General features: G+C 56.5%; 19 protein-coding genes and 1 pseudogene. 1 reads left to right on the forward strand and 19 read right to left on the reverse strand.

Annotated elements, in window-relative coordinates:
- The first annotated feature begins 27 nt into the window (after nucleotides 1–27).
- The gene (icmF, locus tag BN873_RS00955; RefSeq protein ID WP_048670025.1) at nucleotides 28–3,300 is read left to right on the forward strand and encodes a fused isobutyryl-CoA mutase/GTPase IcmF; all 3,273 of its coding nucleotides are present in this window, start codon (nucleotides 28–30) and stop codon (nucleotides 3,298–3,300) included.
- Between the two features lie 105 nt (nucleotides 3,301–3,405).
- Here icmF and BN873_RS00960 read toward each other — a convergent pair whose 3' ends face one another.
- The 19 genes and pseudogenes from BN873_RS00960 to BN873_RS01045 form a co-directional block, all read right to left on the reverse strand.
- Entirely contained in the window at nucleotides 3,406–3,717 is a 312-nt protein-coding gene (locus BN873_RS00960; RefSeq protein ID WP_048670027.1) for a helix-turn-helix domain-containing protein, read from the reverse strand.
- A complete protein-coding gene (locus BN873_RS00965; RefSeq protein ID WP_048670113.1) occupies nucleotides 3,701–4,012 on the reverse strand; it encodes a type II toxin-antitoxin system RelE/ParE family toxin in 312 nt (103 codons plus the stop codon). Before BN873_RS00965 ends, BN873_RS00960 begins: the two co-directional genes overlap by 17 nt.
- A gap of 167 nt (nucleotides 4,013–4,179) precedes the next feature.
- A pseudogene (locus tag BN873_RS19820) lies at nucleotides 4,180–4,356 on the reverse strand (restriction endonuclease); the annotation flags it as partial.
- A 98-nt stretch (nucleotides 4,357–4,454) separates the two neighbouring features.
- Entirely contained in the window at nucleotides 4,455–5,219 is a 765-nt protein-coding gene (locus tag BN873_RS00970) for a restriction endonuclease (RefSeq protein WP_242434335.1), read from the reverse strand.
- A gap of 46 nt (nucleotides 5,220–5,265) precedes the next feature.
- A complete protein-coding gene (locus BN873_RS00975) occupies nucleotides 5,266–6,240 on the reverse strand; it encodes a hypothetical protein (RefSeq protein WP_048670029.1) in 975 nt (324 codons plus the stop codon).
- 282 nt (nucleotides 6,241–6,522) lie between these two features.
- On the reverse strand, nucleotides 6,523–6,936 hold the full coding sequence (locus tag BN873_RS19185; protein ID WP_082161012.1) for a GFA family protein: 414 nt from the start codon (nucleotides 6,934–6,936) through the stop codon (nucleotides 6,523–6,525).
- A 363-nt stretch (nucleotides 6,937–7,299) separates the two neighbouring features.
- A complete protein-coding gene (gene tatC, locus BN873_RS00985; protein WP_048670031.1) occupies nucleotides 7,300–8,064 on the reverse strand; it encodes a twin-arginine translocase subunit TatC in 765 nt (254 codons plus the stop codon).
- Nucleotides 8,061–8,537 carry a Sec-independent protein translocase protein TatB gene (tatB, locus tag BN873_RS18695; RefSeq protein ID WP_053085194.1) on the reverse strand — a complete coding sequence of 159 codons (477 nt, stop codon included), beginning with the start codon at nucleotides 8,535–8,537 and terminating at the stop codon, nucleotides 8,061–8,063. The genes tatC and tatB overlap by 4 nt, the downstream gene beginning before the upstream one ends.
- Before the next feature lie 19 nt (nucleotides 8,538–8,556).
- Nucleotides 8,557–8,808, reverse strand: a complete 252-nt coding sequence (gene tatA, locus BN873_RS00995) for a twin-arginine translocase TatA/TatE family subunit (RefSeq protein ID WP_048670032.1) — start codon at nucleotides 8,806–8,808, stop codon at nucleotides 8,557–8,559.
- A gap of 39 nt (nucleotides 8,809–8,847) precedes the next feature.
- A complete protein-coding gene (locus tag BN873_RS01000) occupies nucleotides 8,848–9,171 on the reverse strand; it encodes a phosphoribosyl-ATP diphosphatase (RefSeq protein WP_048670034.1) in 324 nt (107 codons plus the stop codon).
- On the reverse strand, nucleotides 9,168–9,557 hold the full coding sequence (gene hisI, locus BN873_RS01005) for a phosphoribosyl-AMP cyclohydrolase (RefSeq protein ID WP_048670035.1): 390 nt from the start codon (nucleotides 9,555–9,557) through the stop codon (nucleotides 9,168–9,170). Before hisI ends, BN873_RS01000 begins: the two co-directional genes overlap by 4 nt.
- Before the next feature lie 78 nt (nucleotides 9,558–9,635).
- On the reverse strand, nucleotides 9,636–9,839 hold the full coding sequence (locus tag BN873_RS01010; RefSeq protein WP_374727148.1) for a hypothetical protein: 204 nt from the start codon (nucleotides 9,837–9,839) through the stop codon (nucleotides 9,636–9,638).
- Nucleotides 9,836–10,033, reverse strand: coding sequence for a hypothetical protein (locus BN873_RS01015; protein WP_048670036.1), 198 nt, complete (start codon nucleotides 10,031–10,033; stop codon nucleotides 9,836–9,838). The genes BN873_RS01010 and BN873_RS01015 overlap by 4 nt, the downstream gene beginning before the upstream one ends.
- An 18-nt stretch (nucleotides 10,034–10,051) precedes the next feature.
- Complete coding sequence (hisF, locus tag BN873_RS01020; RefSeq protein ID WP_048670038.1) at nucleotides 10,052–10,825, reverse strand: imidazole glycerol phosphate synthase subunit HisF; 774 nt, start codon at nucleotides 10,823–10,825, stop codon at nucleotides 10,052–10,054.
- On the reverse strand, nucleotides 10,825–11,568 hold the full coding sequence (hisA, locus tag BN873_RS01025; RefSeq protein WP_048670039.1) for a 1-(5-phosphoribosyl)-5-[(5-phosphoribosylamino)methylideneamino]imidazole-4-carboxamide isomerase: 744 nt from the start codon (nucleotides 11,566–11,568) through the stop codon (nucleotides 10,825–10,827). The genes hisF and hisA overlap by 1 nt, the downstream gene beginning before the upstream one ends.
- 41 nt (nucleotides 11,569–11,609) lie before the next feature.
- Nucleotides 11,610–12,248: an imidazole glycerol phosphate synthase subunit HisH gene (gene hisH / locus BN873_RS01030; protein ID WP_048670040.1), complete on the reverse strand. Its 639-nt coding sequence runs from the start codon at nucleotides 12,246–12,248 to the stop codon at nucleotides 11,610–11,612.
- 44 nt (nucleotides 12,249–12,292) lie between these two features.
- Complete coding sequence (hisB, locus tag BN873_RS01035) at nucleotides 12,293–12,883, reverse strand: imidazoleglycerol-phosphate dehydratase HisB (protein WP_048670042.1); 591 nt, start codon at nucleotides 12,881–12,883, stop codon at nucleotides 12,293–12,295.
- 176 nt (nucleotides 12,884–13,059) lie between these two features.
- Nucleotides 13,060–14,103, reverse strand: coding sequence for a cytochrome-c peroxidase (locus tag BN873_RS01040; protein ID WP_048670043.1), 1,044 nt, complete (start codon nucleotides 14,101–14,103; stop codon nucleotides 13,060–13,062).
- A gap of 72 nt (nucleotides 14,104–14,175) precedes the next feature.
- A complete protein-coding gene (locus BN873_RS01045) occupies nucleotides 14,176–14,475 on the reverse strand; it encodes an FmdB family zinc ribbon protein (protein WP_048670045.1) in 300 nt (99 codons plus the stop codon).
- Nucleotides 14,476–14,565: the final 90 nt, after the last annotated feature.

Below are 14,565 nucleotides of genomic sequence, written 5' to 3' on the forward strand. Positions count from 1 at the left end.
GACAACTACCGCCAGGAGAACCCGCCCATGTCCGCCGTCGTCGCTCATTTCAAGTCGCCTCAACCCGGCGCCGATAAAGTCACCCCGCGCAACAAAATCCGCTTCGTGACCGCCACCAGCCTGTTCGACGGTCACGACGCCTCGATCAACATCATGCGCCGGATCATCCAAGGCAGCGGCGCGGAAGTCATCCACCTCGGCCACAACCGCTCGGTCGAGGAAATCGTCACCGCCGCGCTCCAGGAAGACGCCCAGGGCATCGCGGTCAGCTCCTATCAGGGCGGCCACGTCGAATTCTTCAAATACATGATCGACCTGCTGCGCGAGCGCGGCGGCGGCAACATCAAAGTGTTCGGCGGCGGCGGCGGCGTGATCGTGCCGGACGAAATCCGCGAGCTGCACGACTACGGCGTGGCCCGCATCTTCTCGCCGGAAGACGGTCAGGCGCTCGGCTTGCAAGGCATGATCGATCACATGATGGCGGTGTGCGATATCGATCCCAGCCAGCACGCGCCCAAAACGCTGGATGAGGTCAAAAATGGCGACTGGCTGGCGCTATCGCGGCTGATCAGCGCGCTGGAGAATCGGGCGGTGGCGACCGACTTGCGCCAGCAACTTTTGAGCGAGGCCAAAAACTGCACCGTGCCGATTTTGGGCGTGACCGGAACCGGCGGTTCCGGCAAATCCTCGCTGACCGATGAGCTGGTACGGCGCTTCCGGCTCGATCAAGACGACCGGCTGAAAATCGCGGTCATCGCCGCCGACCCATCGCGGCGCAAGACCGGCGGCGCGCTGTTGGGCGACCGCATCCGCATGAATGCGATCAGCGGCCCCAATCTGTATATGCGCTCGCTGGCGACCCGCGCGGCGGGAAGCGAAGTGCCGGAAACGCTCGGCGAAATTTTGGCCGCCTGCAAGCTGGCCGGATTTGATCTGATCATCGTCGAAACTTCCGGCATCGGTCAGGGCGACGCCGCCATCGTGCCGCTGGTGGATCGCTCGCTGTACGTAATGACCCCGGAATTCGGCGCGGCCTCACAGTTGGAAAAGATCGACATGCTCGACTTCGCCGACGCGGTGGCGATCAACAAGTTCGACCGCAAGGGCGCGGAAGACGCCCTGCGCGACGTGCGCAAGCAGGTGCAACGCAACCACAAAGCCTTCGGCCAGTCGCCCGATGAGATGCTGGTGTACGGCACCATCGCCGCCCGCTTTAATGACAACGGCGTGACCGCGCTGTATCAGGGCTTGGTCGGCTTGCTGCGCGACAAGGGCCTGAAACTGGCGTCGGGCCATCTGCCGCCCGCCGAGGGCAAAGCCTCGACCACCAAGACCGTCATCGTCCCCGCCGCCCGCGCGCGGTACTTGGCCGAAGTCGCCGACACGGTGCGCGGCTATCACCAGGAGGTGAACAAACAGGTCAAGCTGATCCGCCAGCGCCAGCAGTTGCGCGCGGTGATGAGCCTGTTGGAAGCCGACGGCAAATCCAGCGCCGACCTGCAACCGCTGCTCGACAAGGTGGAACTGGAGGTCGATTCCCACGCCCGCAAGCTGGTCGATATGTGGCCGCAGGTCAAGGAAAGCTACAGTGGCGATGAATACGTGGTGAAAATCCGCGACAAGGAAATCCGCACCAGGCTGACCAGCCGTTCGCTCTCCGGCAGCCGGATTCCCAAGGTGTCGCTGCCGCGCTTCGACGAACACGGCGAACTGTTGCGCTGGATGATGCTGGAAAATCTGCCCGGCAGTTTCCCCTACACCGCCGGCGTGTTCGCCTTCAAGCGCGAGAACGAAGACCCGACCCGGATGTTCGCGGGCGAAGGCGACCCGTTCCGCACCAATCGCCGCTTCAAAAAGTTGTCCGAGCACGCCGAGGCGACCCGGCTGTCCACCGCGTTTGACTCGGTGACGCTGTACGGCTTCGACCCGAATGAACGGCCGGACATTTACGGCAAGGTCGGCAATTCCGGCGTGTCTATCGCCACCTTGGACGATTTGAAGGTGCTGTATTCCGGCTTCGAGGTCTGCGCGCCGACTACCTCGGTATCCATGACCATCAACGGCCCGGCCCCGATCATTCTGGCGATGTATTTCAACAACGCCTTTGACCTTCAGATTGAGAAATTCGAGCGCGACAACCATCGCCCACCGACCGATGATGAAATCGAAAAGATTAAAGCCTGGGTGTTGAAGAATCTGCGCGGCACGGTGCAGGCCGATATTTTGAAAGAGGATCAGGGCCAGAACACCTGCATCTTCTCCACCGAATTCGCTCTGAAGATGATGGGCGACATTCAGGAATACTTCGTCCATCACGGCGTGCAGAATTTCTATTCGGTGTCGATTTCCGGCTATCACATCGCCGAAGCCGGAGCCAATCCGATTTCGCAACTGGCCTTTACGATGGCCAACGGCTTCACCTATGTTGAAGCCTATCTGGCGCGGGGGATGCACATTGACGACTTCGCGCCCAATCTGTCGTTCTTCTTCAGCAACGGCATGGACCCGGAATACACCGTCATGGGCAGGGTGGCGCGGCGGATTTGGGCCACCGCCATGCGCTACAAATACGGCGCGAACGAGCGCAGCCAGAAGTTGAAATATCATATTCAGACCTCCGGCCGCTCGCTGCACGCGCAAGAGATGGATTTCAACGACATTCGTACCACGCTTCAGGCGTTGATTGCGATTTACGACAACTGCAACTCGCTCCATACCAACGCCTACGACGAGGCGATCACCACACCGACCGAGGAATCGGTGCGGCGGGCGATGGCGGTGCAGCTCATCATCAACAAGGAATGGGGGCTAGCCAAGAACGAGAACCCCAATCAGGGCGCGTTCATCATCGACGAGCTGACCGATCTGGTGGAAGAAGCAGTGTTGCAGGAATTCGAGCGCATCAGCGAGCGCGGCGGCGTGCTGGGCGCGATGGAAACTGGCTACCAGCGCGGCAAGATTCAGGAGGAATCCCTCTATTACGAGACCATCAAGCACGATGGCAGCTTCCCGATCATCGGCGTCAACACCTTCCGCAACCCGAATGCCCAGCACGATGAGGTGAAAATCGAGCTGGCCCGTTCCACTGAGGAGGAGAAACAAGGCCAGATCAAACGCTTGCGTGATTTTCAGGAGCGCAACGCTAAGGACAGCGGGCCGATGCTGGCACGGCTAAAACAGGCTGCGATCAACAACGAAAACCTGTTTGCAGTGCTGGTTGATGCGGTGCGCTGCTGCTCGCTGGGGCAGATTACAGGCACCTTGTTCGAGGTCGGCGGGCAGTATCGGCGGAATATGTAGATTGATGTAGGCGGCGTAATGCCGCCTTTTCACGCCTTCCCGGCGCTGAGACTTGGCGCTGGGAAGGCGCAGTTGCACGGACTGCGCCATAGCTGAAACGTCGTGCTAGGCCGCCAATTCTCGTAACACTTCAGGGTAGCGCTCGGCGACTTTAATCAATGTTCTTGCTGCACCCGATGGCTGACGCCGCCCCTGCTCCCAATCCTGCAAGGTGCGAACGGACACGCCCATCAAGGACGCAAACTGCGCCTGTGATAAACCAGCAGCCATGCGAGCGGCAATAACAGGCGAATAGACGACCGTTCCCTGACCCGCTTTCATTTCTCGAATGGACTGGAGCAAATCAGCGTGAAAATCACGTCCTTCTTCAAAGGCGTCTAGCTCCGCATCAGTCATCGGTTTAGTGGTCGAGGGCATGTTTGATCTCCAGCAATTGCTTCGCAGCCATTGAGTCCCGCTCGGACTTTGCATAGAGCAGAAGTAGCACAATTTCTCCAGCAGCGTTGTGGGTGAAGTAAATGACCCGGACGCCGCTAGATTTACCTGAGCCTGCGCGACTCCAACGCACTTTACGTAAGCCGCCTGTGCCTTGGATGACATCACCAGCCTCCGGGCTTTTAGCCAGAAAAGCCGCAAATTCACCGCGCTCGTCCTCGTACCAATAACGCGGCCAGAGTTTCGAGAACAAAGGGGTTTCAATAACGGTACGCATGAACTGAATCATACGGCTAAGCCGTATGCTCTGCAATCGCCCTTAAGGATGAGCCTAACGACCAATCTTACCCGCCGCCGGAAGCGAAGAGACCGAGGAACGAGGGAGTGAAGCTGTAGACGGTCGGGTGCAGAGCCTTGTTCTGTCGTTTGTTGGTGAGTTACGCCTCACAATGTTTTATACCAATCTGGGTCAACAATAACCTCTTCGATGACCTTGGTCGTGATTCCAAGCCCCAATTCTTTCAACTTGTCTACGAGTTGGTCGCCATCTACTAAATCAATAGGTGGAGCGCCGTCACGAATGGCCTCTTTTACGGCGTCCCTAGTGAACGTGCCCGTTGTAACAAATTAGGAGTTACGCAGTTGAAATTCTAAGTGATTGATTAATAGAAGATTTCTGTTGTCTGCTGCACAGGTCGATTTCTTTTAAAATCAGAGCGTTAGAGACCCAACTGCGTAACTCCTACAAATAATCCTTTGTCGGCACGACCAACCATTGCACCTCTGAAATCCCGTATGTCACTAGACGAAACAGCGCCCTGATACTTTTTGCATTGAAAAATTACGTGGAAACTTAGCAGCCCGTTGATTCGAGCGATCCCTTTCCCATCAATCCCGCCGTCGCCACTTCTGCCCGTAACTTCGACCTGCACGAAGCCAGATTCGCGCAGCAGCCGTTTTACAAGACGCTCAAACGCAGAAGAATCAATTTCCTGCGTCAGAATATGGTGAAGTTGCTCTCTCCAAGTCCGCACTTCTTCTGGCAGTTCTTCATCAATACTATTGCCGTCAGTTTCTTTTGACTTCCGATTTGGTCTTTCTTTTCTATCCATTTCGCGCACAGCGCGAGCAACTTCCTTGTGGTCAATTTTCTCGATGTGCCGTTTGTCTGGAGCAATTGCCCACACGCCACGACTGGAATTTTCTAAAACACCATATTTCTTCAAGTAGGTGCGCGCCCATGCAAGGCGATATTCAACCTCCGTCTGATTGCTCTTTTCAGGGTTATGCGGAACATTCAAAACCTCTTCGGGAAATTTCAGATTTTCCGTGACTTTTTCGTAAATTTCTTCAATTGAGCCAGAGCCGCCGAGTTGCTTGAGCGCTTGGAACAAAGGGTTTATGAGAAGGTCGTATGTCGGAACTTGATTCATGCTGTTTATTTGGCCAGATTTCGGCTTGGCGGGCGACAACGTGGAGGTCACCGGCGCTGCGCGTCTTTATCGCGCAGCGTCCGTGTGGACCGAAGGGTTATGCCTTGCGGCTTGGGGAGGGGCCATAGGAAAGGTCTAATCCAATGGTTCGAACCGTCGGTGGTCGTTGCAAAGGGTGTAGCTTATCGATCTCAAGTTCAGCATATGTATTCTGTTTCGGATATGGATATGTCCCTGACTTTAGCCAGTACGTTAGAAATACGCCGTAATTTGTTCCCAAACGAACCATGTATTCGGGAAGTTGGACATTAAATCCATGGACAAGCTGGACGCTATCAGCCTTCTTTGCTTCAATGGCAACCTTCCCCAAGCCTGCATTCTTGATCGGAGCCACGATATAGAAATCGAGATTTCCGCTTCCAGCTATTGGTTCGCAGGTAACTTCAAAATTTCTAGCAGTGCCATGCGAGGACAAATAGCCTGCTACAAAGCGAGAAATTTCTGGCTCATCAAGCGGGTGTGACTTATCACCATTCTTTCCCCAGGAAAATCGCTCGCAGCCATGTTTCCGGATGTCCTGCTCACAGAAGTGCAGGCAATCAAGAATGGTGGAAAACAGGTCGTCGGCATTACGGTATGACGAATTGGAGAGCAGGTTATGTGTGCGCAGAGTTCGGACTAGCTCCAGAGGTGGTGCCGTGAAAGGAGTTCGAACTGCGCGCATGTGGGCATCCATTGAGGCAGAAGTGCTTGACTCGGGCATTACGCCACACGCGATTGAATCGGTATCCCACTGCACCGCAACGTGACACTTACCAAGGCCCTTAAATTCCTCGCTGTACTGGTAGTAATCGTTCCTCCGGATGAACACCTTTCCGTCATGAATCTTTGCCTCCAATTCATAGCCAGGAAAGCTGATCTGAAAGAGCCTCAAAGAGTTACTCAAGAATCCGTCATAAGCATTGAACTCAATTGTTCCCGCAGGAGGGCAAAAGTCTGAAAACGAAATCTGGTTCTTCAGTTGAGTAAAGACCTCAAGCTTTGCAGGCCCTAGCTGGCGCGTTTCATACATAGGCATAACAAATGGTTATACGGTTTTCGCATATCTACATAAATCTGTGATTTCAGAATATAACAAATTGATATTCTTTATTTTTTACTAGAAACATAACCACAACCACAAGCCTTTTGACTCTAGAAAATTGTCGTGCGCTTCGTTTCTCCCGAAGAGGTGCGGCGGATTCTCGTTGCGCAATCAGCTAAACATTGGCAATACAGTGACGGCGTACTACGCCGCCAATTCTCGTAACACTTCAGAGTAACGCTCGGCCACCTTTGCCTGCGGCTGCATGGGCTATTTTGGAGGTTGCGGCTGATGCTCTACCCTCTCTAAAGTCGGGTCAAGACACGCCCAGCCAGGCGCACTCGCTACCCAAATATTCATGTGCGGCTTGATTGATGAGGGATCGTCCAGATTACCGGCGCGCACGACCCGGAACTGCGGCCTCGTCGCCACTTTGCCAAAAAGGTGCGAGCCGCAACTTGGACAGAATTGCCTCGTCACCTCATCACCGCTATCCGCCTTCTTCGTATATTCGGAAAGCGACCCGGAAACGACGAGATCTTCAGTACGCACGAATAGATTGACTGATCCATTCGCCGCCAGATGCTGGCAATCCCGGCACCAGCAGATACGAGCTGCAAGGGGTTCGGCGGCCAGCTTGAAACTGACTGCGCCACAGAGGCAGCGTCCTGTTCTCTCAGTCATATAAAGCACCTCGATTGGTTGAGTTAGAACTCGTGAGACGACGAATGATGATCACCTCCACACACTACGTTACCCAAGACGACAGCAAAGCTCAACTGGCAACCCAAGGGGGCAATAGAGAATCTGCGAGGACGGGAAAGCGGAAATTCTTAGCGACTGATAGTAGCTTCATCGACGTAGTTGAGCGGTGCGCAAGACGCGATCAAAAACGAGAACCTTTCGCGGTGCTGGTCGATGCGGTGCGCTGCTGCTCACTGGGGCAGATTACAGGCACTTTGTTCGAGGTCGGCGGGCAATATCGGCGCAATAGGTGATCGACCGCCGCCAGAGCCGCTCGCAATGGGCGGCGCAACGGGCGGCAAGCTAACGCTCGGCGGAGCCAGCCTCCGCCGCTTGCCCTTCCTGACGCCGCCGCAACAGCAGGCGGGAAATGTAGATACCCGCTTCAAACAGCATCCACATCGGAATCGCCAACAGCGTCTGGGAAACCACATCGGGCATCAACAACATGCCGATGATGAACGCACCGACGATGATGTAGGAGCGCTTGGCGGCCATCGCTTCGGGCGTCAAAACCCCGGTCAACGCCAGAATGACCGTAGCGACCGGCACTTCAAACGCCACCCCGAAGGCGAAAAACATCATCATCACGAAATCGAGATAACGGTTGATATCGGTCATCACCGCCACCCCTTCGGGCGCGGTGCTGGTAATGAAGGCGAAGAAGATCGGCATGATGCCAAAGTAGGCGAAGGCCATGCCGCAATAAAACAACAGCGTACTCGACAGCAACACCGGCAGCACCAGCCGCTTCTCGCGCTGATACAAGCCCGGTGCAACAAACGCCCAAATCTGATAGAGCGTCCACGGCACGGTGATGAACACCGCCAGGATCAAGGTGAACTTGAGCGGCGTCAAAAACGGCGACAGCACATCAATAGCGATCATGCTGCTTTGCGCGGGCATGTAGCGGGTCAAGGGCTTCGCCAACGCGGTATAGATCGGATTTGAGAAGGGCGACAGCACCACGAATAACAGCAGGATGCCGCTCACCATCCGAATTAAGCGGGTGCGTAATTCCAGCAGATGGCTGACGAGCGGTTGCTCGCGATCAACATTATCGGTCACGGGCTGGAATCGGCAGGCGGCGGTACAGACGGCCGGGACGATGCCGCAGGCGGTGGGCCGACTCGTTTTGGATCGTTCTTGGCCAAGTTAACCGGCGCAGGCGCTGCGGTTATAGCAACAGGCGCGGGGCTGGGGGTAGATTCAGGCAATGGTAATTCGTTCGCCACGCTGGACTGCCAATCGGGCGGTGGGCCGGGGTCATTGAATTCTGCCTGAATGTCCCGCTCCAGGGACTTCATTTGCTGGGAAAAGCCCTTCAAACCGCCAAGATCGGCCTGTTGCCGAAATGACTGCTTGAGTTCGTCCAGTTGCAACTCCCGATCCACTTCTGCCTTGACATCGGCAATCATGCGCCGGGCTTTACCGACCCATAAACCGGCGGTACGGGCCACGCCGGGCAGCTTTTCCGGGCCGACCACGATCAACGCGACCACCGCGACCAGCACCAGCTCCCAAAAACCCATTTCAAACATGGCGGGGCGATCCTGGCTGTCAGACTTTTTCCCGCTCCTTGGCCAGCGGATCGTTCACTCCCGCAGCGGTTGCCCGCTCCTGCACCACTGGCGATTCCAGTTTTTTAGGGTCCTCCTCAAGCGCGTCTGGCTTGCCGCCCTCTTTCATCGAATCCCGAAAACCGCGAATCGCGGAACCTAAATCCGAACCGAGATTGCGCAACCGGCTACCGCCGAACAGCACCAGCACGATGACCAAAATCAGAAGTAATTCCCAAATACTGAAATGCATGAGATGTGCCTCGTGTGACAAAGGGCCGATCTGAAAACCTCAGTCGGCAGGGCGGGCGGCCTTTTCGACCAGACCGGAGGTGCCGAAACGGCGCTGCAACTCGTTCAAAACGGCGTCGGGGCCAAGCCCTTGATGGGCCAGCATGACCAGGGTATGAAACCACAAATCGGCGGTTTCGCGCACCAGATGTTCGGCATCGCCGTTCTTGGCGGCTAACAGGGTTTCGGCGGCTTCCTCACCGACTTTCTTGAGGATGGCGTCCAATCCTTTGGCATACAAGCGCGCGACGTAGGAGCTATCAGGATCAGCCTGCTTGCGCCTTTCCAGGGTCGCCGCCAGCTCGCGCAGAATCTGGTCGTTCATCCGCCGTACATCTCGCGGGGGTCTTTCAGTACCGGGTCGGTGACCACCCATTCACCATCGCGCCATTCCTCAAAGAAACAACTCTGCCGTCCGGTATGACAGGCGATGCCACCGATTTGTTCGATTTCCAGCAGGAGCACGTCGTGGTCGCAATCCAGGCGGATGCTTTTGATTTTCTGGGTATGGCCGGAGGTTTCGCCTTTGTGCCACAGCTCTTTGCGGGAGCGCGACCAGTACACGGCCTCGCCGCATTCGGCAGTACGCCGTAATGATTCCCGATTCATCCAGGCCATCATCAGCACCCGGCCTGTACCAGCGTCCTGCGCGATGGCGGGCACCAGGCCATCCGCCGTCCATTTGATTCGATCCAACCAGTTATCAGCCATGAAACCTCTCGTCTGAAATCAGATGCAGTTTTTTATAATGCGTTCGTACTCATCATGAGCGCCGATCCAAACCCAAGCCTAATCGTCCCCATCTTCGACAGCCAAGGCCCGGTGGGTACTGCCAACCCGAACCGACCACAGCTTGCCGACTTTCTTGAAATGTAAAGACGGATGCAGAGGGTCGATTTGAGCCGTGCAAAGTTCTTGGCGGCCGTCTCTTGAACTGATACCGGCAATTGCTCCAAGCACTTCCAGAAACGTGCTGTCGTTCGGTGCACTCAAAGCTCCCGCAACGTTCCTCGCACTTTCTCCGCCAGCGCCTCGTCAATCAAAAAATCCAACTTCCCCGCCGCCGCATCGGCTTCAATTTGCCGATCCCATAACGCCCAATCCCTTTCGGTAAACCAGTCTCTCAGCCGGGCATATTGCTCTGGAGGGAGCGACTCGATCACAGCCTGAATGTCCGCTATCTCCACGCTCCCACCCCCGGATTTTTACAGTCTCACTTCAATACCGCGCGCCTGCATGTGGCGCTTGGCCTGTTCGATGGTGTATTCGGCGAAATGGAAGATGCTGGCCGCCAACACGGCGTCCGCTTTACCCAAGAGGATGCCTTCCGCCAGATGATCGAGCGTACCGACCCCGCCGGAAGCAATCACCGGAATGCTCACCGCTTCGCTGATAGCGCGGGTTAATTCCAGGTTGAAGCCGCGCTTGGTGCCATCCCGATCCATGCTGGTCAGCAGGATTTCACCCGCGCCGTAGGCGTTCATCCGCCGCGCCCACGCCACCGCGTCGATGCCGGTCGGCTTGCGCCCGCCGTGGGTGAAGATTTCCCAACGCGGGGTTTCACCGTCTTGATGCACAGCTTTGGCGTCGATGGCCACCACAATGCACTGATTGCCGAAGCGTTCGGCGGCCTCGCGCACAAATTCCGGCCGAGCGATGGCGGCGGTATTGATCGAGACTTTATCGGCTCCAGCGTTCAACATTCGCCGCACATCGTCCAGAGTGCGAATGCCGCCGCCGACCGTTAGCGGAATAAAGACCTGGCTGGCGACCTGCTCGACCACATGCACCATCGTTTCGCGGTCGTCGGAACTGGCGGTGATATCGAGAAAGGTGATTTCATCCGCGCCCTGCTGGTCGTAGCGGCGGGCGATTTCCACAGGGTCGCCGGCATCGCGGATTTCCACGAACTTGACGCCCTTGACCACCCGGCCACGATCCACATCCAGGCAGGGAATAATGCGTTTGGCCAGCCCCATCAGCCACTCCCCTCGGCCGCCTCGGCAATTTGCTGGGCGGCGGCCAGATCAATCGCGCCATCGTACAGCGCCCGGCCGATGATCGCGCCCATGATGCCTTCCTTCTCAACCGCGCACAGCGCCCGCACATCATCCAGGGTACTGACGCCGCCGGATGCGATCACCGGAATCGAGATAGCTTGCGCCAGCCGCACCGTGGCTTCGACATTGACACCCTGCATCATGCCATCGCGGCTAATGTCGGTGTAGACGATAGCCTCCACCCCATAGCGCTCGAAGGTTTGCGCCAAATCAATGACGTTATGCTTGGACAATTTCGACCAGCCACTCACCGCAACGCGCCCCTCCTTGGCATCCAGGCCGACGATGATATGACCGGCATAGCCGACGCAAAGATCGCTGACGAAATGGGGGTCCTGTACCGCCTTGGTGCCGATGATGACGAACTCGACACCGGCATCTAAATAGGTCTCCACGGTTTCCTCTTCGCGGATGCCGCCGCCCACCTGGATCGGCACCTCTGGAAAGGCTTCGGCGATGCGGCGGATCACCTGGGCGTTGACCGGCTGACCGGCGAAAGCGCCGTTCAAATCCACCAGGTGCAAGCGGCGGGCGCCCGCTTCCACCCAGCGGCCAGCCATCGCCACCGGATCATCCGAAAACACCGTGGAATCTTCCATGCGCCCCTGGCGTAGCCGGACGCACTTACCATCCTTCAAATCAATCGCGGGTATCAGCAACATAGCGGTTCTTCCAGCAACGCACCTGTCAGGGTCGGAGGTTGTTAAGGGTTCCAATCCGCGAAATTCGCAAGCAACCGCAGTCCCGCCTGGGCGCTCTTTTCTGGATGAAATTGCACAGCGAAAATATTGTCGCGGGCGATGGCGGACGCGAAATTGAAGCCATACCAGGTCTCGCCCACCACCAACGACGGTTCCGCCGACTGGAGATAATAACTATGGACGAAATAAAAGCGGCTGTCTTGCGAAATCCCTTGCCAAAGTGGGTGATTGCCGATTTGGTGGACTTGATTCCAGCCCATGTGCGGGACTTTGAGCCGCTCGCCGGTCTGCGGATCGCATAACTCGCCAAACCACACCACCCGACCGGGCAGCACATTCAGGCACTCGACGCCGCCGTTTTCCTCGCTAAACGCCAATAAGGCCTGCGGCCCCAGACACAAGCCGAGAAACGGTTTGTTGAGCGCGGCTTCCCGCACCACCTCCGTTAAATTCCAGTGCGCCAATTCCCGCATACAATCACGAATCGAACCCTGGCCGGGAAAGACCACCCGGTCGGCGCGCAAGATATCGTCCCGCTGCTGGGTAACCAGCACCTGAGCCTGCGGAGCGACCTGCTCCAGCGCTTTAGCAACCGAACGCAGATTGCCCATGCCGTAATCGATGATCGCAATGGTGCTCATGCAAAGGACTCGTGGCGGGAAGAGATAAGCGAAAAGGCGCGGCGTTACAAGCTGCCCTTGGTGGAAGGAATACCCACGGCGCGGGGATCGGCTTCGACTGCCATCCGCAGCGCGCGTCCGAACGCCTTGAACACGGTTTCAACGATATGATGGGCGTTACGGCCGCGCAAATTGTCGATGTGCAGCGTGACCAGCGCGTGGTTGACGAAGCCCTGGAAAAATTCCCGAAACAAATCGACATCGAAGTCGCCGATACGGGCGCGGGGCAATTCAACCGCATACTCCAGACCCGGCCGCCCAGAACAGTCGAGCGCCACCCGCGACAGGGCTTCATCCAACGGCACATAGGCATGACCGTAACGGCGAATCCCGCGTTTATCGCCCAACGCCTGCTTGACTGCTTGGCCCAGGGTAATGCCGATGTCCTCGACGGTATGATGGGCGTCGATATGCAAATCGCCCTGGGCTTCGATCTCAAGATCAATCAGGCCATGTCGGGCGATCTGATCGAGCATGTGGTCGAGAAAAGGCAGGCCACTAGCAAGTTTGGCGTTTCCAGCACCGTCCAAATTGACTTGAACCTGAATCCGGGTTTCCAGGGTATCGCGCTGGACTGTTGCGATGCGTGCCGACATGCGATTTTGCTATACCCAACTGTAACGAAGAAAGCATTTTACCTATTTTGCGGTTGAGTATACCGCCATCCCACCGGACGTTGGGGCATAAAACGGTCGATTTTGGCAAAATCGGAAATGGAGAGGCCCAAAAACAGCTCGGCGCCTTTCGGCGCCGATCCGGCAGAATCCGCCAATTAATTTTCCGTAATCAAATCGCCGGGCGTGGGCGGCAACTGCGGCAAGGTCTGTTTCGGAAACTCGCCGTTGAGCGCATCCAGAAAAGCGACGATATCCTTCACTTCGTCGTCTTTCAGATCCTTGTTAAGTTGGGTTTTGGCCATCACCTTGACCGCTTCATCTAAGCTTTTGAGGGAACCATTGTGAAAATACGGTGCGGTGTAGGCCAGATTGCGCAGCGTTTGCACCCGATACATCTGCTTGTCTTCGGGTTTGTTGGTGACAGCGGCGCGACCCTGATCTTCGAGTAATCGGTACTGCGTATCGTAGACGCTACCAGGGAAGGTAGGGAATTTCATGAAGAAGCCCTGACCCATCGGCATATTTTGTGAGCCGTTGAACGCCGGGCCGGAATGGCAAGCCGTGCAGCCGGTCTTGGCAAAGGTATCCATACCCCGTACCTGCTGCTCGGTCATCGCTTTCTTATCGCCTTTGACGTAGCGATCATAAGCACTGTTTGGGGTGATCAGGGTCCGTTCGTAAGCGGCGATGGCCTTGGCGGCATTGTCCATGTTCACCACATCGCCCTTGCCAAACGCCGCTTCAAAATGGGCCTGATAGCCCGGAATCTTCTTGATACGGCCTACGGTGGCATCCAGGTCTTTCATACCCATTTCGATGGCATTGACCGGCGGCCCCTTCGCCTGCTCTTCCAGCGAAGGCGCGCGACCATCCCAAAACTGGGCCGAGTTAAAAGCCGCATTCCAGACGGTAGGCGCATTGCGGCCACCGACCTGGCCATGGACGCCGATGGACGTGGGCCGGTGATCATCACCGCCTTCCGTCACATTGTGGCAAGAAAAACACGAGATACTACCGGTCGATGAGAAGCGGGGGTCGAAAAACAGCATCTTGCCTAAGGTGACCTTAGCCTCGGTCGTCGGGTTATCCGACGGCGCCGGCGCGGTCTCCGGCAAGGCTTGCCATTGTCCGTCAGCGGCAATGGCTGAACCCGCCAAAGCCAGCATACCCACCATCAAGGGAATACAGCGCGTTTTCATGACTCTCCCCTTAGCTTGTATTGAGAGCATAAGTATCAGCGCCGAACCTTAATTCAAGATTAAAATTCCCTCTTAGGGCGTCGTGGCCGGGGCAGGACACGCAGCACAACTCCCGGTACTCTCACAAGCGGCAGCTGGCTTACTTTCCTTAGGCGCGGCATCTTCCTTGGCGAGGTTTTTTTGAGTGCTACCGCCCTTGAAATCGGTTTCGTACCAACCGCCACCCTTGAGCCGGAATCCGACCACCGAGATTAATTTTTTCAGCGCGGGCTTACCGCAAGTCGGGCAGTCACTCAATTCGGGATCGCTTAGTTTTTGCATCACTTCCAACTCGTGATCGCAAGACTGACAGCGGTACTCGTAAATCGGCATGGCGCACCTCAGCAAAAGAGAAAATAATTGAAAACCACAAGGGGATTGTATGGGGATAGCGGGTTAGCTTTTCAAGCCTTTCCGCAGCAG

Origin of the sequence: Candidatus Competibacter denitrificans Run_A_D11, from assembly GCF_001051235.1 — a bacterium.
GTDB classification, from domain to species: domain Bacteria; phylum Pseudomonadota; class Gammaproteobacteria; order Competibacterales; family Competibacteraceae; genus Competibacter_A; species Competibacter_A denitrificans.